Genomic DNA, 25,900 nt, shown 5'->3' with positions numbered 1-25,900 from the left:
GCCGCGGCGCAAAGCGGCGGACCGGGCCCGGAGGCCAACTGACCGGTCTAGATTGCTCCTTGACCCGGAACAACCGCAGACACCAGGCATCCCAGGAGCAGCTCCGTGACCGAGAACCCGCCGGCCGTGGACAAGGCGGCGCAGTCGCTGCGCGACCGCATCAACACCGACCAGCCGCACACCGCCCGCATCTGGAACTACTGGCTGGGCGGCAAGGACAACTACGAGGTCGACCGCGCGGCCGGCGACCAGATCCGCCGGCTGCACCCCGGCATCGGCGAGTACGCCCGCGCCGACCGCCTCTTCCTGGGCCGTGCCGTGCGCCACCTGGTCCACGACGTCGGGATCCGCCAGTTCCTCGACATCGGCACCGGCCTGCCCACCGCGGACAACACCCACGAGGTGGCGCAGGCCGCCGCCCCGGACGCGCGGATCGTCTACGTCGACAACGACCCGCTGGTCCTGGCGCACGCCCGCGCCCTGCTCACCAGCACGCCCGAGGGCCGTACCGACTACCTCGACGAGGACCTGCGCAACGTCGACGCGATCCTCGAACACGCCGCGAGGACACTGGACTTCAGCGAGCCCGTGGCGCTGATACTGCTCGGTGTCGTCATCTTCGTCGGCGACGAGGAGGACCCGTACGCCCTGGTGCGCCGGCTCGTGGACAGGCTGCCGGCGGGCAGTCACCTGGTGCTCTCGCACACCGTCACCAGCCCGTCGATGCCGGACGTCGACGAGGCCGTCAGGTTCTGGAACGAGCACGGCACGCCGAAGCTGACCCAGCGCACGCCGAAGGACGTGACCCGCTTCTTCGACGGTCTGGAGCTGCTGGAGCCGGGCGTGGTGTCCTGCTCGCGCTGGCGGCCGGAGGAGAGCGGCGGGGCGGAGCCGGCGGAGGTCGCCATGTTCGGCGGGGTGGCCCGCAAGCCGTGAGGTGATCGTTTCCGGGCTGAACGCGGCCGGGTCCCGGCACGTAAGGAAGTGAGGGTCCTCGACGACCGGAGGACCCCGCGGTGTCGTACCGCGCGTTCGCTGTTCCCGGGAGCCAGGCATGAGGCACGTACGACGACGGATCGTCAGGCGAGCGACACGGCTGGCGGCCGTCGGCGGGCTCCTCCTGGGGGGCGCCATGGTCACGCAGGCCGCCATGGCGAGCGAGACGCCCGCCACCACGACCGTGCCGGGCGGCGCGGCGCGGTCCGTCGCGAGCACCGGCGCGGATCTGGTGAAGCGGCTCGGCACCTCGCGGACGGCGGGCACCTGGGTCGACTCGGCGGGGCGTCCGGTCGTCGCGGTCACCGACGAGGCCACGGCCGCGGCGGTCCGCGCGGCGGGCGCCGAGGCGAAGGTGGTCGGGCACAGCATGAACGAGCTGAAGTCGGCTGCCGCTGCGCTGCGTTCGGCGCCCCGGGTGGCCGGCACCGCGTGGGTGATGGACTACCGGTCCAACCAGGTGGTGGTGCGCGGCGACAGTACCGTGTCGGCCTCCGACTGGGGGCGGATGACGGACGTGGCGTCGGGCCTCGGCGGCTTCGTCCGCATGGAGCGCACCGAAGGCGCCTTCACCACCCGGCTCAACGGCGCCCAGCCCATCCTGTCGACCGGCGGGCGCTGTTCGGCGGGCTTCAACGTGACCAACGGGTCGGACGACTTCATCCTGACCGCCGGACACTGCGGCCCCGCCGGGGCGAGCTGGTTCGCGGACAACCAGGGCACCCGGCAGGTGGGCCGGACGGTCAACTCGACGTTCCCCGGCTCCGACTTCTCGCTCGTGCAGTACGCCGGCGGGGAGGCCGGCCCGGGGGCGGACATCGTGGCCATCGGCGACGGCAACGGCGTGCGGATCACGGGCGTCGGCGACGCGGCCGTGGGACAGCGGGTGTTCCGCAGCGGCAGCACGACGGGCCTGCGCGACGGCGAGGTGACCGGCCTCGACGCGACGGTCAACTATCCGGAGGGCACCGTCTCCGGGCTGATCGAGACGAACGTGTGCGCCGAGTCCGGCGACAGCGGCGGGCCGATGTTCTCCGAGGGCATCGCGCTCGGCGTCACCTCGGGCGGCAGCGGTGACTGCACGACGGGCGGTACGACCTTCTTCCAGCCGGTGACGAAGGCGCTGGCACAGCTCGGGGTGCAGCTGATCGTGGCGGCACCGTCCGACGCCGCGGGAAACGGCGCCTCGCCCGCGCCGTCCGAGGGCGCTCCCGAGCCGTCGTCGTCACCGACGCAGGCGGCGGTGGCCCCGGGGTCGGTCACGCCGGGCTCGACGACGCCGGTGACGGGCGGCACGGACGCGGTGTCGCTGGCGGCGCGGCTCACCGATCCGCGCAACATCGGGCCCGGCCTGCTGGTGATCGCGGGCAGTCTGGTCGCGCTGGTGGCGACCCGGTACATCCGGGCGGAGCAGGACCGCAAGGCGTACCAGCGGCAGTACTCGGCGAGCTGGGGGTGAGGTGGCGTCGGGCGCCTTCGGTGACGCGGGGCGCCTTCGGTGACGCCGGTCAACGAGAAGGGCACCCGCGAGGGGTGCCCGGACGGAGGTGCGGAGGCGGAGCTGCGAGGCGGAAGGCCCCGCGGCCGGACGGCTGTCAGGCCGCCTCGACCGATTGCGGGGCCACGGCGGCCCACTCCAGGACGAGCCGCCGGTACTCCTCGCGCTGCTCGCCCGTCAGTGTCCCGCCCGACCGGAGCCACAGGGCTCTGATCTCCTCGTTGACCTCCGCGGCCGATCGCGCCGAGCGCTCGGTCAGGTGTTCAACAGTGGTGGACATGGTGTGAATCTTACGGCGCCCGGGGTGAAGGCGACGTGAGCAATACACGAGCTAAACGGACAAAACGGACGTGTCACTGATCACGTCCGTTCCGCCGTGTCCGCTCGCGCGCCGCCGGTCGAGTGTCGGTCAGGTGCCCGGCTTGCGGCCGTACACGAAGACGTCGTCGCCGGTCTTGAGCAGGGACCAGTACTTCTTCGCGGTCGTCTTCGTCATGTTGACGCAGCCGTGCGAACCGGGCGGGTTCCACATGCTGACGCCGACCGAGTGGAAGGCCTGGCCCCCGTCGAAGAACTGGCTGTACGGCATCGGCACGTTGTAGATGCTCGACACGTGGTCGATGTTGCGCCAGTAGACCTTCTTCAGGCCGGTACGGGTCTCGTAGCCGTCGCGTCCGGTGCGGACCGGGACCGGCCCGTAGACGAGGCGGCTGCCGTCCTGGATCCAGCTGATCTGGAGGGTGAGGTTCACGCAGGCGATGCGGCCCTTGTTGGTCGGGCACTTGCCCGCCTTGTTGGGCTTGGTGCCCACCGCCTTCTGCTTGTTCATGAGATCCATCACACCCCAGGTGACGGGTCCCGCGTAGCCGATGTTCGGCGTGATGCCGTGCTTGTTCTGGAAGGCCTGGACGGCCTTGCAGTCGGCCGACGACTGCTTCCCGTCGACCGGCCGGCCGAGGAACTTCTCGACCTGCTTCTGGTACGGCCCGGCCTGCGTGGTGCAGCTCGCGGCCTGTGCGGGCGCCGCGCCCAGCGCGAGCGTCAGCGGCGCGATCAGCCCCGTGACCCCGAGCACGACGGCACCTCGTCTGCGTATGTCCCCCATGACTGCCACTGCCTCTCCCTGGCCCGATTCCGGCGACTCCACCCACTAGACCCGTTCACCGGCGCTTCGGTTGTAGTGCCGCCCGTTCTGTGACGAAACGGTGAACTTCCCCGCGGTCCGCTTCCTCCCGGGTGGACCGGGTGCGACGGCCCGCCGCTTGCCCAGGGGCTGTCCGGCGGATCGTGCCGCAGACGCGGGGGCCGCCCTGACGCGGGCGGTCACCGAGTCCAGGGGGACCCTCCTGACGCCGACGGTGTACGGCGGGGTACCGGGGCTGCGGGCGGCGTTCGGCAACTGGCGTACGACGGAGGAGGACGGCGAGCGGGTGCTCGCGGCGCTCGCCGCCGCACCGGCCGGCTGATTTCGGCCGCGGCCGGGAAGCGCGGCACGGGCCGGCGTCCCGGCCGGGATCGGGGCCGGCCGCGGGAGCGGCTCACCGGTAGCCCGTCGTGTCCGCCGGCCTGCCCGCGTCCTGGACCTCGACGAGGTAGCGCCAGGCGTCGGGGCGGCTGCCGTCGAGGTCGGTGAAGCCGTACTCGGGGGCGAGCGATCCGCTGGACAGCGACTGCCCGTTGCGGCGGGCGACGTCGGGGTCGGCGGCGAGGGCGGCGACGGCGCGGCCGACGTAGCGGGGCGTCTCGGAGATGGCGAAGTGCGGGACCGCCTTGAGGGCGTCGCGCCAGTTGTCCTCGCGCACCCCGAACTGGTCGAGCATGATCTCGGAGCGCATCCAGCCGGGGGTGAGCGCGAGGGCGGTGGCGCCGCGCGGGCCGAGTTCGTGGGCGAGGGCGAAGGCCATCCGCAGGACGGAGGCCTTGGCGAGGTCGTAGAAGAAGTTCACGCGGTAGGTGTCGCGGTTGTACTCGGCGGTGCCGTCGGTGACCTCGACGACCAGGCCGCCGGGCCGGCGCAGCAGGAGCGGCAGGGCGTGGTGGCTGGTGATCGCGTGGGTCTCGACGGCGAGCCGCAGCAGCCGCAGGCCGTCGTCGAGGTCGTGCTCCCAGACGGGGGTGTCCCAGGCGAAGAGGTTCTCGCCGCCCCAGATGTCGTTGACGAGGAGGTCGAGGCGGTCCTGCTCGGCGGCGATCCGGTCGACGAGCGCGCGGACCTGGGCGGGTTCGAGGTGGTCGGTGGGTACGGCGATGCCGTGGCCGCCCGCCTCGGTGACCAGGTCGGCGGTGTCCTCGATCGTCTCGGGGCGGTCGTACTCGGAGCGGCGGGCGCGGGTGGAGCGGCCGGTGACGTAGACGGTGGCGCCGGCCGCCCCCAGTTCCACGGCGATGCCCCGCCCCGCTCCGCGGGTCGCCCCGGCGACCAGGGCGACCCTGCCTTCCAGCGGACCGGACATGTGCGACCTCCTGTGGGTGTCTTCGTCGACGACGTCATCGCCGTCGATCGAGGATCACGTGGAAGCCGGACATCTTCTGTCGCCTTTTGCGGCGGGGTCGCCCGGTCGGCCGAGGGCGGTGCCGGGCGGGCCGGTCAGTGGCCCCGTGCGATCCACTCCTGGAGGTGGGGGACCTCCGCGCCGATGGTGGTCGGGTCGCCATGGCCGGTGAGGACCTTCGTCTCGGGCGGGAGGGTCAGGAGACGGTCGCGGATGGAGTCGATGATGGTCGGGAAGTGGGAGTAGGAGCGGCCGGTGGCGCCGGGGCCGCCCTGGAAGAGGGTGTCGCCGGTGAAGAGGACGCCGAGCCCCGGCTCGTACAGGCAGACCGCGCCGGGCGCGTGGCCGGGCGTGTGCAGCACGGTGAGGTCGGCGCCGGCGACCTCGATGACCTGGCCGTCCACCAGGTGGGCGTCGGGCTCGCGGTCGGGGTGGGTCATCCGCCACAGCGGGAGGTCGTCGGGGTGCAGCCAGATCGTGGCGCCGGTCGCGTCGGCGAGGGCGGGCGCGGCGTCGATGTGGTCGTTGTGGGCGTGGGTGCACACGATGGCGGTCAGCCGGCGGTCGCCGAGGGCGGCGAGGACGGCGTCGGCATCGTGGGCGGCGTCGATGACGACGGCCTCGTGGTCGTCGCCGACGATCCAGACGTTGTTGTCGACGTCCCAGGTGCCGCCGTCGAGGCGGAACCGGCCGGAGGTGACGACGCGTTCGATGCGGGTGGCCATCACAGCACCACCACCGAGCGCAGCACGTCGCCGTGGTGCATCCGCTCGAAGGCCTGCTCCACCTGATCGAGTCCGATGGTCTCGGTCACGAACGCGCCGAGGTCCAGGCGGCCCTGGAGGTGCAGGTCGATCAGCAGGGGGAAGTCGCGGGAGGGCAGGCAGTCGCCGTACCAGGACGACTTCAGCGCGCCGCCGCGTCCGAAGACGTCCAGCAGCGGCAGTTCCAGCTTCATCTCCGGAGTGGGCACCCCCACCAGCACCACGGTGCCGGCCAGATCGCGGGCGTAGAAGGCCTGCCGGTAGGTCTCCGGGCGGCCGACCGCCTCGATCACCACGTCCGCGCCGAAACCGCCGGTCAGCTCGCGGACCGCCTCGACCGGATCCGTCTCCTTTGCGTTGACGGTGTGGGTGGCGCCCATCGTGCGGGCGGTGGCCAGCTTGCGGTCGTCGATGTCGACGGCGATGATCCTCGCCGCGCCCGCCAGGTTCGCCCCGGCGATCGCCGCGTCACCGACCCCGCCACAGCCGATGACCGCGACGGTGTCGCCACGGCCGACGTTGCCGGTGTTGATCGCGGCACCGATCCCGGCCATCACGCCACAGCCCAGCAGCCCGGCCACCGCCGGCGACACGGACGGATCGACCTTGGTGCACTGCCCCGCGGCGACCAGCGTCTTCTCCGCGAACGCGCCGATACCCAGCGCCGGGGACAGCTCCTGCCCCGTCGAGGCGAGAGTCATCCTCTGCGTCGCGTTGTGGGTGTCGAAGCAGTACCACGGGCGGCCCCGCCGGCAGGCCCGGCACCGGCCGCACACCGCCCGCCAGTTCAGGATCACGAAGTCGCCGGGGGCCACGTCGGTGACGCCCTCACCGACCGACTCCACCACACCGGCCGCCTCATGGCCCAGCAGGAAGGGGAAGTCGTCGCTGATACCGCCCTGCTTGTAGTGCAGATCGGTGTGACACACCCCGCACGCCTGGATCTGCACCACCGCCTCCCCCGGACCGGGGTCGGGGACGAGAATCGTCTCCACCCGCACCGCTTCGTCCTTGCCCGGTGCGATCACTGCGCGCACTTCCTGCGCCATGGTGCTGTTCCTTTCGTCGGCGGCCGACCGTCCGCCTCCGACCCTACGCGTGAGTGATCGGTACGCACGCACGACGAGCCAGGTCACGGGAGGGAAGGCCGTCCCGCGGCCGGTCCCGGCGGGCGGCGACGTAGCCTGAACGCCGCAACCCGACCGGCATCGAGGAGCCTCGTGAGCATCGCAGAGACGGCCGCCGTCCAGCCCCCGTGGCGGCTGCTGCTCCACTACGTCAGACCGCACCGCTGGACGCTGCTGGCGGGGGCGCTGCTCTCGCTGGTCACCGGTGCGACCGGGCTGCTGCTGCCGCTGGTGGCCAAGGGGTTGATCGACGACCTGTCCCACGACCGGGCGATCACCGGCGCGTTGGTGCTGCTGTCGGTCCTGGTGATCGCCAACGCGGCGGTGGGCGCGCTGGGTTCGTACGTGCTGCGGCGCACGGCCGAGTCGGTGGTGCTGAGCGCGCGGCGGGCGCTGTCGTCGTACCTGCTGCGGCTGCGGATCGCGGCGGTGGACCGCAGCGAGCCCGGTGACCTGATGGCCCGCATCACCTCGGACACGACCCTGCTGCGGGAGGTCACCACCGACTCGCTGGTCGGCCTCGGCACCGGCGGGCTCACGCTCGTCGGGACGGTGGTGCTGATGGGGGTGGTGGACCCGGTGCTGCTCGGGGTCACCCTCGCGGTGATCCTGGTCGCCGGGACGGTCATCGGGGTGATCGTGCCGCGCATCAACCGGGCCAGCCGCCGGGCGCAGGACGCGGTGGGGATGATGGGCGCCTCGCTGGAGCGGGTGCTGGGCGCGCTGCGCACGGTGAAGGCGGCGGGTGCCGAGGACCGCGAGGAGGAGGCGCTGCACGCGGCGGCGGAGGACTCGTGGCGGCAGAGCGTGTCGGCCGCCAAGTGGTCGGCGGCCGCGGGCAACACGGCCGGTCTGGCGATGCAGAGCGCGTTCATCACGGTGCTGGCCGTCGGCGGGGCGCGGGTCGCCACGGGCGCGATCGACATCGCGACGCTGGTGGCGTTCCTGCTGTACGTCTTCTACCTGATGTCGCCGATCCAGCAGGTCATCGGCGCCGTCGTGCAGTACCAGGCGGGCTCGGCGGCGCTCGGCCGCATCCAGGAGACGCTGCTGCTGCCCGCCGAACCGGCGTCCCGCCCCGCCGCCCTGCCCTCGCCGGCGGCCGAACCGGCCTCGCTGGCCTTCACCGACGTCCGTTTCCGGTACGCCGACGATCTGCCGTACGTCCATCACGGGGTGACGTTCGACGTGCCGGCGCGCGGCATGACCGCGTTCGTCGGCCCGTCCGGCGCCGGCAAGACGACGGTGTTCTCGCTGATCGAGCGGTTCTACGACCCCGGCTCCGGGACGATCACCTTCGACGGCCGTCCGCTGCCGGACTGGGAGCTGAGCCGGCTGCGCGCCGCCATCGGCTACGTCGAGCAGGACGCCCCGGTGCTGTCGGGGACGCTGCGCGACAACCTGCTGCTGGGGAACGCGGAGGCCGACGACGACACCGTGCGGCAGGTGCTGAAGACGACCCGTCTGGACACGCTGGTCGGCGGTCTGCCGGACGGGCTCGACACGCTGGTCGGGCACCGCGGGACCAAGTTGTCCGGCGGTGAGCGCCAGCGGGTGGCGATCGCCCGTGCCCTGCTGCGCAACCCGCGGCTGCTGCTGCTGGACGAGGCGACCTCCCAGCTGGACGCGGTGAACGAGGCGGCCCTGCGCGACACCGTCGCGGACGTGGCCCGCACGACCACCGTCCTCGTGGTGGCCCACCGGCTGTCGACGGTGACGTCGGCCGACCGGATCGTCGTCATGGAGGCCGGGCGGGTGCGGGCGGTGGGCACCCACCGTGAACTGGTGGCCGCCGACCCGCTCTACGCCGAGCTGGCGGCGACGCAGTTCCTGGCGACGGCGGGCTGACACGCCGGTGGGGCCGCCCGTGCTCCGGGCGGCCCCACCGGGCCTGCGGGATCCCGCGGCCGTGCGTCAGGTCCGGACGGCCGGCACCAGGCCGGTGACGGGGGCGACGAGGCCGGTGATCTGCTGGAGTTCGTTGAGCTGCCGGAGCCCCTTCACCTTGTTCAGCTCGCCCAGCCGGCCCGAGACCGAGGGCAGTTCGCCCCGCTGCTCGGCGGGGACCTGCGCCTCGGCGAGCGAGTCCAGGGCGCTGAGCGGGTTCAGCTTGCCCGCGGCGGGGGCTTCGGCGGCGCTCGCCAGGGGTGCGGCGAGGCCGGTGATCCCGGCGGCGAGAGCGGCGACGGCGACGATGCGACGAGTGGAGATCATGCCTGCAGCAACGCGCGGGGCGGCCCCGCGGACACGGGTGCCGGGCGGCGCTCACCCGACGGACGCAACGGGGGGCCTGCGCTTGCCGAGCGCGGTGCGGCGGAGGAGTCTCGAAGGGTGAGGGCCCGCCGGGCCGTCCCCCGCGGTCCGTGGTCCTCGAAGGAGGTCACCATGGGCACCGCGACGGGTTCCGCCTTCGACTCCGAGACCCTGCGCAGGGGCATAGAAGGCCAGACACCGGCGACGCTGCTGTCGCTCTACGCGGACGACGCGGAGATCCGCGTCGTGGACCGCAACACCCAGCCCAGCCACCCGGCGGTCCTGCACGGCCGCGACGAGATCGCCGCGATGCTCGAGGACGTGTACAGCCGGGACATGTCCCACCGGCTGGAGGACTGCGTGGTGCAGGGCGACCACGCCGCCTTCAGCGAGTCCTGCGAGTACGCGGACGGCGTCCGCGTCCTGTCCGAGTCGATGATCACCCTGCGCGACGGCAAGATCGTCGGGCAGACGATGATCCAGGCGTGGGACGAGTAGACGAGCAGGAGGGCGGCCGGCGGCGGACGGGACGAGGGGCGGGGTGAGGAGGGGGCGGGGTGAGGAGGTCGGCACGACGGCCGGTGCGCCCGTGCGGACCGGCCGTCAACAGGTCCCTTCCGGGCCTCCTCGCGGGCTGCTTCGCGGGTTCCATTCCGCGGGCCGCAGGATGCCCAGCAGCTGCCGCACCAGTTCGTCCACCACCTCGTCGAGGGTGGCGTCCACCCAGCCCGCGCTCCAGTCGTGCAGGAGGCCGTTGACGCTGCCGATGAAGGCCGTCGCGGCGAGACGGTAGTCGCGCGGGGCGGCCTCGCCCCGGCCGGCGGCGGCGTCGGCCTCGGCGCAGATGAGCTCGACCCAGCGGGCGCGCCGCGCGAGGCGCTGCTCCTCCATGCGGGCACTGACGCCGACGATCTCGACGAAGGTGATGCGGATGCGGCGCGGGTCGGCGGTGAGACTGCCGGCGTAGGCGCGGAAGAACGCGGCGACCCGCTCCGCGAGCGGCAGGTGCCGGGCGGCGGCGAAGGCGGCCACGACCGCTTCCTCGGACCGGTCGTTGACCTGGAGGTGCAGTGCGGCCAGGACGTCCTCGAGGGTGCGGAACTCCTCGTAGAACTGCCGTGTCGACAGGCCGGCCGCCTCGCTGAGCGCCGCGACCGTGGTGTTCCGGTAACCGGGGGTGCCGCCGAACAGCCGCAGCGCCGCGTCCAGGAACCTGCGCCGCCGCTCGGCCTGCCGCTCCGCGGCGGACTTGCCGGCGTAGCGGCCGGTCGGCGCCCTCAGCCTGCCCGCCACGGTTCCTCCCTCGTCGCCCGGTCTCCCGATTTTGTCGTGCACGCGCCTTGTGGCGAAGGGCACCCCTTCCTTACTTTCCAGTAAGTCAACTCTGAACGCTTGCGTGTTCAGATTCGGGACCTCCCTGCACAGCTGCCCGCACGTGCCCCCACCCCAGAGGAGAGAGCAGTCATGGCTGCCTTCAGAACCAGGCACCTTTGCTCCGTAGCCGCCGCCCTCGTCCTGACCGTCACCGCCCCCACCGCCGCCGCCACCGCCGCGCCCCCCGCCACCGACGCCGCCGCGCTGCGCCAGGTGCTGCTGGTCGCCAACAACTGGGACGGCACCGCGGACGTCATCAAGTCCACCGGGGACTACGCGAAGATCGGCCGGATCAACGTCGTTCCCGACAAGGACCAGCGGATGGCGGAGATCAACGCCGACCCGATCCGGTGGATCGCCTTCATGACGATCCGCAACAGCGTCGGCGAGGGCCACGACCAGTTCGTCGACGACATGTACTCCACGCCCGACGGCGCCTCCGTGGTGGTCTCCCGGCCCAGCTTCGCCGACGTCGTCTCGATCGACGTGGCGACGGGAGCCGTCGAGTGGCGCTTCCCGGTGTCGGGTTACCGGGCCGATCACATGGCCGTCTCCCCCGACGGCAAGCGGGTCGCGGTCTCCGCGTCGACGTCGAACACCGTCCACGTGCTCGACATCGACACCGGGAAGCAGCTCGGTTCGTACGCCACGGGCGACAAGCCGCACGAGAACGTCTTCACCCAGGACGGCAAGTACATCTGGACCATGTCGATCGGCGACGTGACCACCGCCCTCGACGCGCCGTGGCTGGACTGGACCAAGGGCGACCGGCGCATCACCGTCGTCGACGCGACGACGTACCGGCCGGTGAAGACGATCGACATGCGGCAGCGGCTGGACGCGATCGGCCTGTCGGACTACTCCGACGCCGTGCGCCCGGCCGCCTTCTCCCCCGACGAGTCCAAGCTGTACTTCCAGGTCTCGTTCTTCAACGGCTTCTTCGAGTACGACGTCGCCACGGACCGGATCACCCGGACCAAGACGCTGCCGAAGAACCCCGCCACGAACGACGACCGCACCACGTTCGTCAACGACTCCCGGCACCACGGGCTGACGATGCGGCCGGACGGCAGCAAGCTGTGCGTGGCGGGCACGATGGACGACTACGCGACCGTCGTCGACCGCGCCACCCTCCAGGAGGGCCCGCTGGTCCCCGTCTCCAAGCCGTACTGGGCGACGGTCGGCGGCGACGGCAAGGACTGCGTCGTCTCCGAGAGCGGGGCCGACCAGGTCACGGCGATCGACTTCGCCACCGGCCGCAAGGTCGTCTCGGTGCCGGTGGGCGACCACCCGCAGCGGGTGCGGCTCGGCCGTGTCGCGGCCGACTGGACGTCTCCGGCGGGCTGAGCCGGGACACCCGCCCGTGCGCGGGGGCCGGACGGGCCCGGCGCACGGGCGGGCCCGTCACCCGCCGATCCGCCGCGCCGCCCACGCGGCCAGTTCACCGCGGGCCGCGGCCAGCAGGGCCGGGGCCGGGGCGGTGGCGCCGTTGGTCACCAGGGCGTAGTGCACGGTGCCCGAGTCGGTGTCGGTGAGCAGCAGTCGCCGGCTTCCGGTGCCGCCCGGCTCGGCGGCGACACCGACCGGGCCGGTGGCGGTGTACGCCGGCGGGGCGTGGACGGTGCCGAGGTCGGAGACCACGGTCGTCGACGCGGCCGGGAACGAGGCGGGCAGGTGCAGCTCGGTCGGTGCCGAGCCGCTGCCGGAGCGCCACACGAGCAGTCCGTACTGTCCGGAACCCACGAGCTGCGCCACGCCGGGCAGCGAACTCGGCACCGGGTTCCAGGTGAGGGTGGTCGAGCCGTCGCGGGAGCGGTCCTCGTAGGTGAAGGCCAGGGTGGTGCCGGAGGTGGCGCTCGGGTAGATCCGGTCGAGCAGCCGCGCGTCCTGACGGAGCGTCACCTTGCCGCCGTCGTCGAGGCGTACGGCGGAGAGGTCCTCGTCGTTCCAGGCGTCGCCGGTGGTGAGCACCTTGTCGGGGTTGCCGTTCATCAGCTCGTGGTGGCGGCCGTGGTGGATGTCCCACTGCCACTGGCTGCCGGACAGGACCGGTCCGGAGCCGGCCGGGTCCGTCCACCAGGCCGCGCCCTTCACCCGCGAGTCGAGGGCCTGGTACATGGCCTTGAGGACGGTCGGCGCCTTGTCGGAGACCGTGCCGGCGAGGGGATGGCCGAACTCGCTGACCACGGCGGTCGTCCCGGCCGCCGCCGCCCGGTCGCGGACGGCGGCGAAGTCGGTGGCGTACTGGCCGTCGGCCGCCTTGCCCCACATCAGGATCGCGGAGATGGCCTTCTGGTCGTAGAAGTGGGTGTTGAAGACGTAGCGGGAGCCGAGGGTGCCCGCGTCGAGGAGGCCGCCCTCCTGTTTCTGGGAGGCGATGTTGGCGTTCCAGAACATGTTCGGCTCGACGAGGGCGGGCTTGTCCTGCCAGCCGGCCGCGTCCATCCGGGCCCGGAACCTCACGTAGAAGGGCCACAGCAGATCGCGTTCCCAGGTGCGGCTGCCCTGGCCGGAGTCGTAGGTGCCGGCGTAGGGCTCGTTGTAGGGGTCGAAGCCGATGACGCCGGCGAACTCCTCGGCGCTCAGGTGCTGTCGGACGTACGTCATGGTCTGCTGGGCGGTGGCGAGGAAGGCGTCCTGAAGGCCGTGGGCGTTGTGCCAGAAGTCGTGCTGGGCGGCCTTCACCGCGCCGTTCTGGGTGATGTTCTGGCCCCAGAACAGGCAGATCCCGCAGGACTCGTCGGGGTAGTCGCCGAGTTCCACCGCCCACCGGGGGGCGCCGTCGCCCGTATACCAGCTGTCGGGGTCGAAGAGATGGCGGGAGTAGAGGTCCTGGTGGAAGTCGGGGTAGACGCGGATGCCGGCGTCGAGGAAGGCGCGCAGCTGGTCGGTGGCGGCGGCCAGGTAGGCGGTGTCGACCTGGCCGCGCACCGGTTCGGCGTAGGCCCAGGAGAGCAGGAAGCGCACGGAGTTGCCGCCGCCGAGGGCGCGCAGGGCCGTCGCCGACTTCTTCGCGTCGGCGACGGAGGCGAAGGGCAGGCCGCCGTTCTCGGCGAGCTTGGTCTCGCCGGAGACGTTGTAGCCGCGCAGCACGACCTCGCGGCCGGTGCCGTCCACGAAGCGGCCGCCGGACACGGTGAGCGCGGTGCCGTCGAACGGGAGGGAGTCGGGGAGGGGGGCGGCGGTGGCGGCCGGGGTGCCCGCCACCGTCAGGAACCCGCAGAGTCCGCAGAGGACGACCAGAACAGCGAGCAGACGTGCCCGAATATTCGGCATGTCCACTACAGTCCGATCTTTCCCGGACACCGTCAATAGCTTCTGACCCAGGAGTAAGGTGCCCGCGCTCCAGCGTTGCCCGCGCCCCGGCGGTGATGCCGCGCGGGCGTTCCGGTGCGACGACGGGGGCGGTCCACCCGCCACGCGCCGCGCGGTAGCCGCCCGCGTCAGCGGGGCGGCAGCCGGTGCAGGACGACGTCCGTCAGCCGCCCCCCGTCCACGGCGGCCGTCAGGTAGGTGTGGTGCGGCTGACGCCGCCGGTCGGTCGGGGAGCCCGGGTTGAGCAGCCGCAGCCCGCCGGGGGCGGTGGTGTCCCACGGGATGTGGCTGTGGCCGAAGACCAGGACGTCGACGTCGGGGAAGCGGGCGGCGCAGCGGGCCTCCCGGCCCCGCGCGGGGCCGGTCTCGTGGACCACCGCCAGGCGCAGTCCGCCGAGGTCGGCGTACGCGGTCCCGGGGAGGCGGGCGCGCAGTTCGGGACCGTCGTTGTTGCCGTACACGCCGATCAGCCGGCGGCTGCGGCGCTCCAGCAGGTCCAGGGTGGCCGTGTCGGCCCAGTCCCCGGCGTGCACGACGACGTCAGCCTCCCCGAGCGCGTCCAGCAGCGGCGCGGGAAGCGCCTTGGCCCGCCGGGGGAGGTGGGTGTCGGACATCAGGAGCAGGCGCACGGCCGCGGCGTGGGGCGGCGGGTTCCCGCGGGGTCCTCTCAGTCCTCACCCCTGACGATGTTGCCCTCCGGGCCGCCGCGCGCCGCGGGCGCGGCGGCGGGGGGTTCCACGGCCGGTACCCAGGTGCGGAGCCCGGCCCTGGCGCCGCGCAGGCGGCGGGCCGTGGCCCAGCCCGTCTCGGGTCCGTGGGCGGCGGGTCGGTCGGCCAGGGGTGAGGTCGTCACGGTCGTTCATCGCCTTTCTGCGTCACGGTCAGCGGGCACCGGGGCCACCGCTGCCGAAGGAGCCGCCGGAGCCCGAGTCCCAGCGGGGGCGGCTCTGGTCGTCGCTCTCGCGGCTGCCGGTGGTCCGCAGCTCGTGCGGGGTGAGGCGCTCGCCGTTCTGCGACCGCGGCATCTCGTTGGGCTCGCGCGTCCCGTGGCTCTCCCGCACCGGGCCCGACGCGGGCATCCGGGGCTGCTCCTCGGGACGCGGCGGGGCGGGCTCGCGGCTGCGGATCCTGGCGCCGAGCCGGAAGGCCCAGATCAGACCGCCGACGAGCGCGACGCCCACGACGACGAAGGCGACGGTGGCCAGAGCCGACTTTCCGGAGGCCGCCAGTACGGCGGTGGCAAGGGTGTTCATGGACGCCGGGTACCCTGCGCGCGCCCGGGAACACCCGGAGTGCCGCCGGGGCTCCTTTGGCCCGTCCCTCCCGCTCATCCCTCCGTCAGCAGCTCGCTCCACACCTGCTTGCCGCCGCTGACCGGCAGCGTTCCCCAGGTGTCGGACACGGCTTCCACGAGGAGGATGCCGCGGCCTCCGGTGGCCTCCCAGCCCAGGCCGGTCGGTTTGACGGGCGTGCGCGCCGAGGTGTCGGTGACGGAGATGCGCAGCCGGTGGCCGACGAGCACGAGGTCGAGGCGGACCGGGCCGTCGGTGTGCACGAGGGCGTTGGTGACGAGTTCGGAGACGACCAGCAGGGCCGCGTCCGTGGCGTCCGCCGGCACGCCCCAGGCCCGCAGGCTGCGCCGGGTGAAGCGGCGGGCGTGCCGGGCGGCCTCGGGGACCCGCCACACCGTCCAGCCCTCGCGCAGCGGCAGTACGGCCATGCCGTCGTAGCGCATCAGGAGCAGGGCGACGTCGTCGTCGCGGTGGGCGTTGCCGAGCAGGGCGTCGGCGACGAGGCCCAGGTGGGCGGGGTCGGACACGGACAGTTCGTGCGCGAGGCGGTCCATGCCGGTGTCGATGTCCATGGCGGCGGACTCCACGAGCCCGTCCGTGGTCAGGGCGATCACGGTGCCGGGCACCAGCCGCAGCGGGGTCATCGGGAAGTCGGCCTGGGTGACGACGCCGAGCGGGGGGCCGCCGTCGGACTCGGCGATCTCCGTTGCGCCGTCCGGGTGGCGCAGCACGGGCGGCGGGTGCCCGGCGCGGACGCACCAGGCGGTGCCGGCCTCCAGGTCGACCTCGACGTAGCAGCAGGTGGCGAAGAGGTCCGTCTCCAGCTCCATCAGGAGCCGGTTGGCGTGCGAGACCACCACGTCCGGCGGATGCCCCTCGGCCGCGTAGGCGCGCAGGGCGGTGCGCATCTGGCCCATGAGCGTGGCGGCACCGGTGCTGTGCCCCTGGACGTCGCCGATCACGAGGGCCACATGGTTGTCGGGCAGCGGGATCACGTCGTACCAGTCGCCGCCGACCTCCAGGCCGGCGGTGGCCGGCAGATAGCGGGCGACGGCGACCGCGCCGGGGAGTTTCGGCAGCCGGCGGGGCAGCAGCTGGCGCTGGAGCATGCCGACGAGTTCGTGCTCGGCGTCGAAGGCGTGGGCGCGCATCAGGGCCTGGCCGACGAGTCCGGCGGAGGCGGTGAGCAGGGCGCGTTCGTCGGGCCCGAAGTCGTGCGGGGTGTCCCAGCCGATCAGGCAGGCGCCGGCCATGCGGCCCCCGGCGGACAGCGGCAGGACGGCGAGGCCGCCGGGGCCGACGTCGGCGAGGGCCGGCTCCAGGGGGGTGCCGGCGGGCCAGATCCGGGCCCGCCCCTCGCGGAGGGCGGCGGCGAGGGTGGGCATGGTGCGCACGGGCGCGTCCGGCCACTCGGTGCGCCACTCCAGCCGCCACAGTTCGGGCCAGGACTCGGGTTCGGGAGGGTCGAGGACGGTCACGACGAGGCGGTCGTTCTCCAGTTCGGCCAGCGCGATCCGGTCGGCCCGCAGCGGGAGCCGCAGCGCGGACACGACGGCCTGGCTGACGTCACGGACCGTGCCCGCGGTGGCGAGGGCGGCGGCCAGGCGTTGCACGCGGGCCACGTCGGTGACGCCGGAGCGCACGGTGGAGACGTCGGCGACGGTCCCGGCGAGCCGGGCCGGGTGCCCCTCGGCGCCGGGCAGGAGACGGCCGCGCAGCCGCAGCCAGCGGGGCGGGCCGCCGTCGGCCCGCAGCACCCGGAACTCCAGCTCGCGTTCGCCGATGGACATGTGGTCGGCCTCGACCACGGACATCAGCGCGGGCAGGTCGTCCGGGACGGTGTGGCCGAGCAGGGTCTCGACCCGGCCGTCGAAGTCGTGCCGGCGCAGGCCGAACAGGTCCAGGATCTCGTCGCCGACCTCGACCCGGCCGGTGTCCATGGCGAGGCTGAAGGAGTTGGCGCGCAGCTCCTCGACCTCGTCGGGCTCGCCGGGGACGGGCAGGGAGACGGCCTCGGCGACGAGTTCCAGACAGGCCCGGTCGCCGGTGTCGAAGCCGCGGGGGTGCTCGCTGACGGCGATCAGGCAGCCGCCGTCGCCGTCGCCCACGGGCAGGGCGGCGAGGTGGACGTCCCCGGCGGGCATCCGGCGCGAGTCCGGGCAGTCGGCGAGCTGCTCGGGGTCCAGCCACAGGGGAACCCCGGTGCGGTGGACGTCGGCGGCCGGGGACCGTCCGTCGAGGGGGTAGCTCTCCCGCAGCCCGTACAGGGTCCTGGGGGCGCCGGCCGACTCGATCAGACAGAGCAGGTCGCCGTCCTCGCCGGGCGTGTAGACGGCGGCCAGGCTCGCGCTCGAGAAGACCAGGGCCTGTTCGAGGACGCGCCGCATCCGTTCCGGTGAGGCGGGGCCGCCCAGGACCGTCCTCAGGGCAACTTCGACACGCAGGGCTCTCGCCTTGCGCTCCGCAGCACCCTGACTGACCACGACCGTAATTACAGCGCTTATGGGACGTTCCCGCAGCCCTTGCGACGACACCGAGAGGTCGCCGGGGACGGGAGGCCCGCGGACGCGTGCGCGGCCCGGCCGCCCGCCCTGCTCCGGCCCCTTCCTCCCCCGCCCTGCCGGTCCGGAGCGATCCGGAGCGGGCCGGACTCCCGGGTCTCGTACCGGTCGACGGCGTACGGCCGCTCGACCGTCGGCACCGCTCTCGCCGTGCGCTCGCGGTCGCCAGGGGGCAGATTTGATTGCCCGGGATCGTACGGCCGGGCGAGGAGGTGGGCGCCGTGTCCGAGGGACAGCGGTCCGGCCGGGCGCCCGGGGATCCGGTCGGACGGGCGGTCCTGTCGCCGGCGCTGACGGCGATGATGGACGCCGTCGGGGCGCACTCCGGTGCGGTCTACCTGCTGCCGGACGACGAGCCGGTGCTGGAGATGGCGGTGATGGCGGGGCTGCCCCGGTCGTTCGCGGCGCCCTGGCAGCGGATGGGACTCGGTGCGCAGATCCCGGTGGCCCGCGCGGTGCGGGAGCGGCGGCTGGTGTGGGTGGGCGGCGAGGAGGAGATGGCCCGCTCCTATCCGCGGGTCGCCATGGTCCTGCCGTACCCGTTCGCGATGGCCGCGCTGCCGCTGGCGACCGGTTCGAAGGTGTACGGCGGGGTCTTCGTGACCTGGCCCGGTTCGCACCCGCCGGAGCTGTCCGACCGGGAGCGGCGCGAGCTGCGGACGGGCTGCGAGCGGCTGGCGCTGCGGCTGGAGCGGGCCGCCGCCGAGAACCGTCCGGTGCGCGCCGAGGCCGATCCGTCGGTCGCGGGGCACGCCGGGGTCGCGGACACGCTGGGCACGGTGGAGGCGGCGCGGCTGGTGGCCCGGCTGCCGTACGGGCTCTGCTCGCTGGATCTGACCGGGCGGGTGGTGTTCGCCAACCCGGCCGCGGCCGACCTGCTCGGCGTCCCGGTGGACGAGCTGCTGGGCGCCCCGCTGTGGGCGTCGGTGCCGTGGCTGGCCGATCCGATGTACGAGGAGCGCTACCGGGCCGCGTTGATCAGCCGGCACGTCACGTCCTTCGTGGCACTGCGCCCGCCCTCGGACTGGCTGTCCTTCCGGCTGTACCCCACCGCCACGGGGACCACCGTGCGGGTGGTCCGGGCGCGGGCGGTGTCGGTGACGACCCCGCCCGCGGCCGTGCGCGGCGACGACACCCCGCCCCCGCTGGTGTCGATGTCGCAGGCGCTGAGCCTGGCCGGGGCGCTGACCGAGACGGTGAGCGTGCAGGACGTGGTGCGGCTGGTGGCCGAGGAGATCGCGCCGGCCGTGGGCAGCGGGGCCCTGGCACTGCTCGGCGCGCGGGCGGGCCGGCTGCACGTGCTCGGGCACCACGGCTACCGGGACCCGCACGTGGTGGAGCGGTTCGACGGGATGCCGCTGGCCTCCCCCACCCCCGGCACGCACGCGGTCACCCACGGAGTGCCCGCGTTCTTCGCCTCCCGCAGCCAGGTGGAGCACCTCTACCCCGCGCGGCAGTTCGCCTCCGACGGCTTCGCCGCCTGGGCCTATCTGCCGCTGATCGCCTCGGGCCGCCCGGTGGGGGTGTGCGTCCTGGCCTACGCCGAACCGCACGACTTCTCCACGCACGAACGCGCGGTCCTGACCAGCCTGGCCGGGCTGGTCGCGCAGGCCCTGGACCGGGCCCTGCTGTACGACGCCAAGCACCGGCTCGCGCACGGCCTCCAGGCGGCCCTGCTCCCGCACTCGCTGCCGTCCCTGCCCGGCATCGAGGCGAGCGCCCGCTACCTGCCGGCCTCCCACGGGATGGAGATCGGCGGCGACTTCTACGACCTGGTGCCCTCGCAACCGCTGCCGGCGGCCGTGATCGGGGACGTGCAGGGGCACAACGTGACGGCGGCGGGCCTGATGGGGCAGCTCCGCACGGCCGTACGGGCGTACACGACCGTGGGCCAGGAGCCGGCCGAGGTGATGAGCAGCACCAACCGGCTGATGATCGACCTGGGCACGGACCTGTTCGCGAGCTGCCTGTACCTGCGGCTCGACCCGGCGCGCGGCCGGGCGGTGATGGCGCGGGCCGGGCATCCGCCGCCCCTGCTGCGGCGGCCGGACGGGCGGGTGCGGGTCCTCGACCTGGCGGGCGGGCCGCTGCTGGGCATCGACCCGGAGGCGACGTACCCGACCACGGAGATCGAGCTGTCACCCGGCTGTGTGCTCGCCCTCTACACCGACGGGCTGATCGAGTCGCCGGGGGTGGACATCGAGGACGCGGTGGCCGGCCTGGGGCGGCGGCTGGGCGAGGCGGGCGACCTGCCGCTGGAGGAGCTGGCCGACGAGCTGGTGGGGCACGACACGGCGGCGGAGGAGCGGATCGACGACGTGGCGCTGCTGTTGCTGCGCGCGACGGCCCATGACGGGGACTGACGGTTCGCCAGGAGGGTTCTCGCGGCGGTCCGGGCGGTGGCCGACGGGCCGTCGAGGGGGTTTCGTGGCGGGGGGACGCCACGGCCCGACCCTCCGGGGGGGGGAGGGTCGGACCGTGGCACCGGCCGGACCGGTGGGAGCGTCCGGCGGGTGGTGCCGGGCGCGCGGGTCGAGCGGTGCGTCAGTGGGTCCCGGTCAGCCCGGAGTCGTCCTGGACGCCGCCGTCGTGGCCCTCGGCCCCGGCATCAGCACCGGCACCGGCACCGGCACCGGCGTCACCGCCGGCCTCCTGGCCACCCGCTTCCTGACCGGCCTGCTCGCCGGCACCGGCACCCGCGCCCGCGTCGGCCCCGTCACCAGCAGCGTCACCAGCGCCGGCGCCCGCGCCGGCCTCCTCGCCGCCGACGCCGTCCTCGGCACCGATCCCCGCGCCGGCCCCGCCGTCGCCGAAGGTCGCGCCGACCGCTTCCAGGGCGGTGGTCACCGGCTGGAAGAAGGTCTCGCCGCCGGCCGTGCAGTCGCCGCTGCCGCCGGAGGTCAGGCCGATCGCGAGGCCGTCCTGGGTGAACAGCGAGCCGCCGCTGTCACCGGGCTCGGCGCACACGTCGGTCTGGATGAGGCCCGTGACGGTGCCCTCGGGGTAGTTGACGGTGGCGTCGAGGCCGAGGACCTGTCCGTCGGCGAGACCGGTGGTGCTGCCCATCCGGAAGACCTGGGTGCCGACGGTCGCGTCGGCGGCCCCCGAGATCTGGACGGTCCGGTCGCCGAGGTCGACCTCGCTCGGGGCGACCGTGGCCGGGTCGTCGTACTTCACGAGTGCGAAGTCGCCGTCGCCGGGGAAGACGGCCTGGTCGACGGTGGCGATGGGCTCACCGGCCGCGGAGTCGGACCAGGCCTCGGCCGCGACCCCGCAGTGACCGGCCGTCAGGAAGGCCGGGGAGCCGTCTCCCGCGGTGACGTTGAAGCCGAGCGAGCAGCGCGCTCCGCCGGCGAAGATGGCGTCGCCGCCCGAGGCGAAGGTCTTGAAGGTGCCGGCCGACTTCTTGATGGTGGCCGTTTTGTCGCCGAGGCCGCGGACGGTCGACTCCAGCCGGTCCCACTTGCCGCCGGTGACCGTGGAGTCGGCGGTGACGAGGATCTTGTTGGTGCGGGGGTCGACCGCCCAGGCGGTGCCCGGGATGGTCGCGTCGGCCCTGAGGGTCTTGGCGGCGGCCTCGAGTTCGGCGGTGCTGTTCTCGACCTCGCGTATCTCCGCGCCGGCCTTCTCGGCCTGGGCGATGGCGTCGTTCCGGTCGCCGGAGACGTCGGCGACGTTCACGACGAGCTGCTTGCGGCCGGTGTCGTAGTACGAGCCCGCGAAGGCTTCGCCGAGCAGGGTCCGCAGCTGGGAGGCGAGGTCCGAGGCGTCCGCCGCCTTCAGGGTCTTCGGCGCCGCGGCGGCCGTGCCGCCGCCGTCCTGGGAGGCGTTGGCGTGCGGAAGCAGGAGTGCCGCCGCTCCGAGCGCCGCGACACCGCCCAGCGCTATCGCGGCCTTGCGCTTCGGAATTCGCTTGTGACTCAAGAAACTCGACCTCCTGGGGGGACGGGGTCCGGCTGCCGGGGGTGGCAGCTCCGTACAGCGGCGCCTGCTTGCCGATGGGTACGCAGGGGGCGCGTGGTGCGTTCAACGCTGTTTGCCAACTTCCTTTGCGAACACGTGAATCGGCCATGACCGGCAGCCCGGGACCGGCGGCCGGGGAACCACCGCCCGCACCTCGACGGTGATCGCCGCCCCGGCGGCCCGGGGCGGCACCCGAGGTGACCGGCCGCTGACGGAACGTGCCGGTCCGGGAGCGGAATCCGCGCTTCAGGGAATCTGCACACCGATTGCCCAAGCGGGTCACGGGACGCGGAGCTTCTGCACAACCCGGCAGGCCCCGCCGCGGCATTGGGGCGGGTGTGCCGGATTCGCCGCGAAGGTGCGCGTCACTCGTCGGAGCGATCCCGGCCGGGGCTGTGAAGAAGTCGCCGACAAGGCGTGGCCGCACCTGCACGCTGTGACGCCGTTGTGACGCGAGTGCCCTGGTGAGAGCGGTGATTGATTGGATGCGCCGACGGCGGACCTGCTTTGATCCATCGCACCGCCGGGTCCGCCGGGGTCCGTGGAAACGGGCCTTCGGCGCCCGCGGTCGCGGCCGTCATCTGTCACCGGAGGGGGCCGCTCCCCCCTTGTGAGACATCCATACGAAGGGAAGTTCCCCCATGAACTCCACCCCCCAGGTCCAGACCGCCGAGATCACCGACGCCGACCTCGACAACGTCTCCGGCGGCCTGTCCGTGAACGCCGTCGGCACCGTCACCGGCCTGGTGGACGGCATCGCCCCCGTCTCGGGCCTGGTCGACACCGTCGTCGGCACCGTGGAGGGCACGACCGGCCTGAGCACCGCCCCGGTCACCAACCTGGTCGCCGGTCTCTGATCGCAGCCGCGTGACCCCTTGAGTCCCGGAGCCGGCACCCGGTTCCGGGACTCTTCGGCGCCGTACCGCCCCAGTCGGGGCAGTGCCCGCCAAGTCGGTGCCGTACCCGCCGAGTCGGTGCCCTACCGACCCGAATCGGTGCCATACCCGCCGAATCGGTGCCGTACCCGCCGAATCGGTGCCGTGCCCGCCGAATCGGTGCCATACCCGCCGGTCGGTGCCGTGCCCGCCGAGTCGGTGCCGTACCCGCTGAATCGGTGCCATACCCGCCGGTCGGTGCCGTGCCCGCCGAGTCGGTGCCGTACCCGCCGAATCGGTGCCCTACCGACCCGAATCGGTGCCATACCCGCCGAGTCGGTGCCGTGAAACCCCGAGGGAGGACCCGTGCAGTTCCGCCAACAGGCCCTCACCAAGCTCCGGTCGCCGGAGGAACTCGACCTGCCGGTGCGGTTCGCCCGCCCCCAGGGGTGGCTGGTGCTGTCCGTGACCGTGGCCGTCATGGCCGCCGCGTCGGTGTGGGCGGTGACCGGTTCGGTCGCCTCCACCGTGAGCGCGCCCGCCGTCCTCACCCACGGCGAGGGCAGCTACATCCTTCAGAGCCCCGCGGCCGGCCAGGTCACCGCGGTCCTCGCGGAGGAGGGCGAGCGGCTTCCCGCCGGCTCCCCCGTCCTGAGGGTGCGGACGGCCGACGGCGAGACCGTGGTGCGCACGGTCGCCGCGGGCCGGATCACCGCGCTGGCCACCGCCCTCGGGCAGATCGTCGCGACCGGCGCGGACGTCGCCGCCGTGGAGAAGGTCGCGGACGCAGGCGCCCCGCTGTACGCCACGGTGTACGTCCCGGCGGAGAACGCGGGCTCCGTCCCCGCGGACGCGGCCGTCGACCTGACCGTGCAGACCGTGCCGTCCCAGCGGTACGGCGTGCTGCGCGGCCACGTGAAGTCGGTGGACCGGGCGGCGCAGTCGGCACGGCGGATCGCCGCCTTCCTCGGTGACGGCCAACTGGGCGAGCAGTTCACGAAGGAGGGCCGCCCGGTGGCGGTCCTGGTCCGTCTCGACACGTCCTCCGCGACGACGAGCGGCTACCGGTGGTCGTCCGCGGACGGGCCGCCGTACGCGCTCACCTCCATGACCCTGGCCACGGCGTCGATCCGGCTGGCCGACCGGCGCCCCCTCGATTGGCTGCTCCCGTGACCGCGACCGGCACCCGCGGCAGACGGCGGGCCGCGCCGCCCCGGCGTTCGCTCCCCACGGGCCGGACGAAGACCGTCCGCACGCCCACCGTGCTCCAGATGGAGGCCGTGGAGTGCGGTGCCGCCTCCCTCGCCATGGTCCTCGGCCACTACGGCCGGCACGTCCCGCTGGAGGAGCTGCGCATCGCGTGCGGGGTGTCGCGGGACGGCTCACGCGCGAGCAACCTGCTGAAGGCGGCCCGGAGTTACGGCCTCACCGCCAAGGGCATGCAGATGGACCTGGCGGCTCTCGCCGAGGTGCGGGCGCCCGCGATCCTCTTCTGGGAGTTCAACCACTACGTCGTCTACGAGGGCCTGGGCCGCCGCTTCGGCCGCCGGGGCGTCTTCGTCAACGACCCCGGCAAGGGCCGCCGGTTCGTGCCGATGGAGGACTTCGACGGCAGCTTCACCGGTGTGGTCCTGGTGCTGGAGCCGGGCGGTGACTTCGAGCGCGGCGGGCGCAGACCGGGCGTGCTGGGCGCGATGCCGGCCCGGCTGCGCGGCACCGCGGGCACCCTGCCGGCCGCCGTGCTGGCGAGCCTGCTGCTGGTCGCCGTGGGCGCGGCCGTCCCGGCGTTGAGCCGGACCTGGATCGACATGTTCCTGATAGACGGTCAGACCTCGCTGCTGGACGTGCTGTTCGCGTCCATGGGCGCGTGCGTGCTGCTCACCCTCGCGCTGACCTGGCTCCAGCAGGCCAACCTGCACCACGGCCGGATCGTCTCCTCGACCCTGTCCAGCGCCCGCTTCCTGCGCCATCTGCTGCGGCTGCCGGTCACCTTCTTCTCCCAGCGCAGCCCGGCCGACCTGGTGCAGCGCCTCCAGTCGAACGACGCGGTGGCCGAGACCCTGGCCCGCGACCTCGCGTCGGCGGGCGTGGACGCGGTGGTCGTCGTCCTGTACGCGGTCCTCCTCTACACCTACGACCCGCAGCTGACGTTCGTCGGCGTCGGCGTGGCCCTGCTGAACCTGGTCGCCATGCGGGTGGTGATCCGGCTCCGCGCGACCCGTACGGCGAAGCTGCGCGCGGACAACGCGCGACTGACCAACACGGCTTACACCGGACTCCAGTTGATCGAGACCATGAAGGCGACCGGCGGTGAGGACGGCTACTTCCGCAAGTGGGCGGGGCAGCACGCCACCACGCTGGAGGAGCAGCAGCGGCTCGGTGTGCCGAGCGCCTGGCTGGGCGTGGTCGCGCCGACCCTCGCGACCGTCAACAGCGCGCTGATCCTGTGGATCGGCGGGATGCGGGCGATCGAGGGCGCCGTCTCGGTGGGCCTGCTGGTCGCCTTCCAGTCGCTGGTCGCCCGCTTCACCGCTCCCCTGACCCGGCTCAACGGCGTCGCGGGACGCATCCAGGACTTCGCGGCGGACGTGGCCCGGCTGAAGGACGTGGAGAACTTCCGGGCCGACCCGCTCTACGACCGCCGCTCCGGCGGCGACTGCACCCGCCGGCTGCGCGGCCACGTCGAGCTGGAGAACGTCGGCTTCGGCTACAGCCCGCTGGACGAGCCGCTGCTGACCGGCTTCGACCTGAGTGTCGGGCCGGGGCAGCAGGTGGCGCTGGTGGGCGGCTCGGGCAGCGGCAAGTCGACGGTGTCCCGGCTGATCTCGGGGCTGTACGCGCCGTGGGAGGGCGTGATCCGCATCGACGGACAGCGACTGGAGGACATCCCGCGCGGGGCGCTCGCCGCCTCGGTCTCCTTCGTCGACCAGGAGGTGTTCCTCTTCGAGGGCACGGTCCGCGACAACGTGGCGCTGTGGGACCCCTCGATCCCCGACGACGCGGTGGTGGAGGCGCTGCGGGACGCCGCCCTGTACGACGTCGTCGTGCGGCGGCCCGGCGGCATCCACGGCCGGGTGGAGCAGGACGGCCGCAACTTCTCCGGCGGGCAGCGCCAACGCCTGGAGATCGCGAGGGCGTTGGTGCGCCGGCCCAGCGTCCTGGTGCTGGACGAGGTGACCAGCGCGCTGGACGCGGAGACCGAGCAGATCGTCATGGACAACCTGCGCCGGCGCGGCTGCGCCTGCGTGGTGATCGCCCACCGGCTCAGCACGGTCCGCGACAGCGACGAGATCGTCGTCCTCGCACACGGCACGGTCGTGGAGCGCGGACGCCACGAGGAGCTCCTCGCGCGCGGCGGGGCGTACTCGGCACTGGTCAGGGAGCGATGAG

Annotated in this window: 22 protein-coding genes; 9 read left to right on the top strand and 13 right to left on the bottom strand. The window is 73.4% G+C overall.

Annotated elements, in window-relative coordinates; all coding sequences use genetic code 11:
* Positions 1–105 precede the first annotated feature (105 nt).
* Complete coding sequence (locus ACH4N1_RS19975) at positions 106–936, top strand: SAM-dependent methyltransferase (RefSeq protein ID WP_398098709.1); 831 nt, start codon at positions 106–108, stop codon at positions 934–936.
* Positions 937–1,054: 118 nt separating this feature from the next.
* The gene (locus ACH4N1_RS19970; RefSeq protein WP_398098708.1) at positions 1,055–2,455 is read left to right on the top strand and encodes a S1 family peptidase; all 1,401 of its coding nucleotides are present in this window, start codon (positions 1,055–1,057) and stop codon (positions 2,453–2,455) included.
* A gap of 136 nt (positions 2,456–2,591) precedes the next feature.
* Here the strand turns inward: ACH4N1_RS19970 and ACH4N1_RS19965 are convergent, their stop codons facing one another.
* The 5 genes from ACH4N1_RS19965 to ACH4N1_RS19945 form a co-directional block, all read right to left on the bottom strand.
* Complete coding sequence (locus tag ACH4N1_RS19965) at positions 2,592–2,774, bottom strand: hypothetical protein (RefSeq protein ID WP_366056482.1); 183 nt, start codon at positions 2,772–2,774, stop codon at positions 2,592–2,594.
* Positions 2,775–2,903: 129 nt separating this feature from the next.
* Complete coding sequence (locus ACH4N1_RS19960) at positions 2,904–3,599, bottom strand: L,D-transpeptidase family protein (RefSeq protein WP_382788449.1); 696 nt, start codon at positions 3,597–3,599, stop codon at positions 2,904–2,906.
* Positions 3,600–4,032: 433 nt separating this feature from the next.
* Entirely contained in the window at positions 4,033–4,947 is a 915-nt protein-coding gene (locus tag ACH4N1_RS19955; RefSeq protein ID WP_398098706.1) for an SDR family oxidoreductase, read from the bottom strand.
* Positions 4,948–5,081: 134 nt separating this feature from the next.
* Positions 5,082–5,711 (bottom strand): MBL fold metallo-hydrolase, encoded by a 630-nt coding sequence (locus ACH4N1_RS19950; RefSeq protein ID WP_398098705.1) that lies wholly within the window; start codon positions 5,709–5,711, stop codon positions 5,082–5,084.
* Complete coding sequence (locus ACH4N1_RS19945) at positions 5,711–6,799, bottom strand: S-(hydroxymethyl)mycothiol dehydrogenase (RefSeq protein ID WP_398098702.1); 1,089 nt, start codon at positions 6,797–6,799, stop codon at positions 5,711–5,713. Before ACH4N1_RS19945 ends, ACH4N1_RS19950 begins: the two co-directional genes overlap by 1 nt.
* Before the next feature lie 171 nt (positions 6,800–6,970).
* On the opposite strand from ACH4N1_RS19945, the gene ACH4N1_RS19940 reads away from it, so the two are divergent.
* Positions 6,971–8,725, top strand: coding sequence for an ABC transporter ATP-binding protein (locus ACH4N1_RS19940; RefSeq protein WP_398098701.1), 1,755 nt, complete (start codon positions 6,971–6,973; stop codon positions 8,723–8,725).
* Positions 8,726–8,791: 66 nt separating this feature from the next.
* Here ACH4N1_RS19940 and ACH4N1_RS19935 read toward each other — a convergent pair whose 3' ends face one another.
* Entirely contained in the window at positions 8,792–9,091 is a 300-nt protein-coding gene (locus ACH4N1_RS19935) for a hypothetical protein (RefSeq protein ID WP_398098700.1), read from the bottom strand.
* Between the two features lie 171 nt (positions 9,092–9,262).
* Here ACH4N1_RS19935 and ACH4N1_RS19930 point away from each other — a divergent pair, with 171 nt between their 5' ends.
* Entirely contained in the window at positions 9,263–9,628 is a 366-nt protein-coding gene (locus tag ACH4N1_RS19930) for a nuclear transport factor 2 family protein (protein ID WP_398098698.1), read from the top strand.
* Between the two features lie 105 nt (positions 9,629–9,733).
* On the opposite strand, the gene ACH4N1_RS19925 is transcribed toward ACH4N1_RS19930, so the two are convergent.
* Positions 9,734–10,423 (bottom strand): TetR/AcrR family transcriptional regulator, encoded by a 690-nt coding sequence (locus ACH4N1_RS19925; protein ID WP_398098697.1) that lies wholly within the window; start codon positions 10,421–10,423, stop codon positions 9,734–9,736.
* 171 nt (positions 10,424–10,594) lie between these two features.
* Between ACH4N1_RS19925 and ACH4N1_RS19920 the strand changes: the two genes are divergently transcribed.
* Entirely contained in the window at positions 10,595–11,851 is a 1,257-nt protein-coding gene (locus ACH4N1_RS19920) for a YncE family protein (RefSeq protein ID WP_398098696.1), read from the top strand.
* A gap of 57 nt (positions 11,852–11,908) precedes the next feature.
* Here the strand turns inward: ACH4N1_RS19920 and ACH4N1_RS19915 are convergent, their stop codons facing one another.
* The 5 genes from ACH4N1_RS19915 to ACH4N1_RS19895 all read right to left on the bottom strand — a co-directional run bounded on the left by ACH4N1_RS19915 (position 11,909) and on the right by ACH4N1_RS19895 (position 17,594).
* Entirely contained in the window at positions 11,909–13,780 is a 1,872-nt protein-coding gene (locus ACH4N1_RS19915) for a cellulase family glycosylhydrolase (protein ID WP_398098695.1), read from the bottom strand.
* A 167-nt stretch (positions 13,781–13,947) separates the two neighbouring features.
* Positions 13,948–14,448 carry a metallophosphoesterase family protein gene (locus ACH4N1_RS19910; RefSeq protein WP_398098693.1) on the bottom strand — a complete coding sequence of 167 codons (501 nt, stop codon included), beginning with the start codon at positions 14,446–14,448 and terminating at the stop codon, positions 13,948–13,950.
* A 38-nt stretch (positions 14,449–14,486) separates the two neighbouring features.
* Positions 14,487–14,672 carry a hypothetical protein gene (locus tag ACH4N1_RS19905; RefSeq protein WP_398098691.1) on the bottom strand — a complete coding sequence of 62 codons (186 nt, stop codon included), beginning with the start codon at positions 14,670–14,672 and terminating at the stop codon, positions 14,487–14,489.
* A 28-nt stretch (positions 14,673–14,700) separates the two neighbouring features.
* Positions 14,701–15,072, bottom strand: a complete 372-nt coding sequence (locus ACH4N1_RS19900) for a DUF6479 family protein (protein WP_398098690.1) — start codon at positions 15,070–15,072, stop codon at positions 14,701–14,703.
* A 74-nt stretch (positions 15,073–15,146) separates the two neighbouring features.
* On the bottom strand, positions 15,147–17,594 hold the full coding sequence (locus ACH4N1_RS19895) for a SpoIIE family protein phosphatase (RefSeq protein WP_398098688.1): 2,448 nt from the start codon (positions 17,592–17,594) through the stop codon (positions 15,147–15,149).
* 290 nt (positions 17,595–17,884) lie between these two features.
* Between ACH4N1_RS19895 and ACH4N1_RS19890 the strand changes: the two genes are divergently transcribed.
* A complete protein-coding gene (locus tag ACH4N1_RS19890; RefSeq protein ID WP_398098782.1) occupies positions 17,885–20,035 on the top strand; it encodes a SpoIIE family protein phosphatase in 2,151 nt (716 codons plus the stop codon).
* Between the two features lie 181 nt (positions 20,036–20,216).
* Here ACH4N1_RS19890 and ACH4N1_RS19885 read toward each other — a convergent pair whose 3' ends face one another.
* Positions 20,217–21,596 carry a S1 family peptidase gene (locus ACH4N1_RS19885; RefSeq protein WP_398098686.1) on the bottom strand — a complete coding sequence of 460 codons (1,380 nt, stop codon included), beginning with the start codon at positions 21,594–21,596 and terminating at the stop codon, positions 20,217–20,219.
* Positions 21,597–22,276: 680 nt separating this feature from the next.
* On the opposite strand from ACH4N1_RS19885, the gene ACH4N1_RS19880 reads away from it, so the two are divergent.
* From ACH4N1_RS19880 to ACH4N1_RS19870, 3 genes are all read left to right on the top strand, one after another.
* The gene (locus tag ACH4N1_RS19880; protein ID WP_398098685.1) at positions 22,277–22,492 is read left to right on the top strand and encodes a type A2 lantipeptide; all 216 of its coding nucleotides are present in this window, start codon (positions 22,277–22,279) and stop codon (positions 22,490–22,492) included.
* A 384-nt stretch (positions 22,493–22,876) separates the two neighbouring features.
* Positions 22,877–23,683 carry an HlyD family efflux transporter periplasmic adaptor subunit gene (locus ACH4N1_RS19875; protein WP_398098683.1) on the top strand — a complete coding sequence of 269 codons (807 nt, stop codon included), beginning with the start codon at positions 22,877–22,879 and terminating at the stop codon, positions 23,681–23,683.
* Positions 23,680–25,899 carry an NHLP family bacteriocin export ABC transporter peptidase/permease/ATPase subunit gene (locus ACH4N1_RS19870; protein WP_398098682.1) on the top strand — a complete coding sequence of 740 codons (2,220 nt, stop codon included), beginning with the start codon at positions 23,680–23,682 and terminating at the stop codon, positions 25,897–25,899. The genes ACH4N1_RS19875 and ACH4N1_RS19870 overlap by 4 nt, the downstream gene beginning before the upstream one ends.
* The last annotated feature ends 1 nt before the right edge of the window (position 25,900 follow it).

Origin of the sequence: Streptomyces sp. NPDC017202, from assembly GCF_044331705.1 — a bacterium.
Taxonomy (GTDB): Bacteria; Actinomycetota; Actinomycetes; order Streptomycetales; family Streptomycetaceae; genus Streptomyces.
Note: the sequence above shows the minus strand (reverse complement) of the source record. Positions and strands in the feature narration are given on the sequence as shown.

Coding starts and splice junctions, on each gene's coding strand:
- ACH4N1_RS19970 (WP_398098708.1), top strand. CDS start 1,055: ATGAGGCACGTACGACGACGGATCGTCAGGCGAGCGACACGGCTGGCG.
- ACH4N1_RS19920 (WP_398098696.1), top strand. CDS start 10,595: ATGGCTGCCTTCAGAACCAGGCACCTTTGCTCCGTAGCCGCCGCCCTC.
- ACH4N1_RS19945 (WP_398098702.1), bottom strand. CDS start 6,799: ATGGCGCAGGAAGTGCGCGCAGTGATCGCACCGGGCAAGGACGAAGCG.
- ACH4N1_RS19900 (WP_398098690.1), bottom strand. CDS start 15,072: ATGAACACCCTTGCCACCGCCGTACTGGCGGCCTCCGGAAAGTCGGCT.
- ACH4N1_RS19935 (WP_398098700.1), bottom strand. CDS start 9,091: ATGATCTCCACTCGTCGCATCGTCGCCGTCGCCGCTCTCGCCGCCGGG.
- ACH4N1_RS19950 (WP_398098705.1), bottom strand. CDS start 5,711: ATGGCCACCCGCATCGAACGCGTCGTCACCTCCGGCCGGTTCCGCCTC.
- ACH4N1_RS19955 (WP_398098706.1), bottom strand. CDS start 4,947: ATGTCCGGTCCGCTGGAAGGCAGGGTCGCCCTGGTCGCCGGGGCGACC.
- ACH4N1_RS19880 (WP_398098685.1), top strand. CDS start 22,277: ATGAACTCCACCCCCCAGGTCCAGACCGCCGAGATCACCGACGCCGAC.
- ACH4N1_RS19960 (WP_382788449.1), bottom strand. CDS start 3,599: ATGGGGGACATACGCAGACGAGGTGCCGTCGTGCTCGGGGTCACGGGG.
- ACH4N1_RS19915 (WP_398098695.1), bottom strand. CDS start 13,780: ATGCCGAATATTCGGGCACGTCTGCTCGCTGTTCTGGTCGTCCTCTGC.
- ACH4N1_RS19965 (WP_366056482.1), bottom strand. CDS start 2,774: ATGTCCACCACTGTTGAACACCTGACCGAGCGCTCGGCGCGATCGGCC.
- ACH4N1_RS19930 (WP_398098698.1), top strand. CDS start 9,263: ATGGGCACCGCGACGGGTTCCGCCTTCGACTCCGAGACCCTGCGCAGG.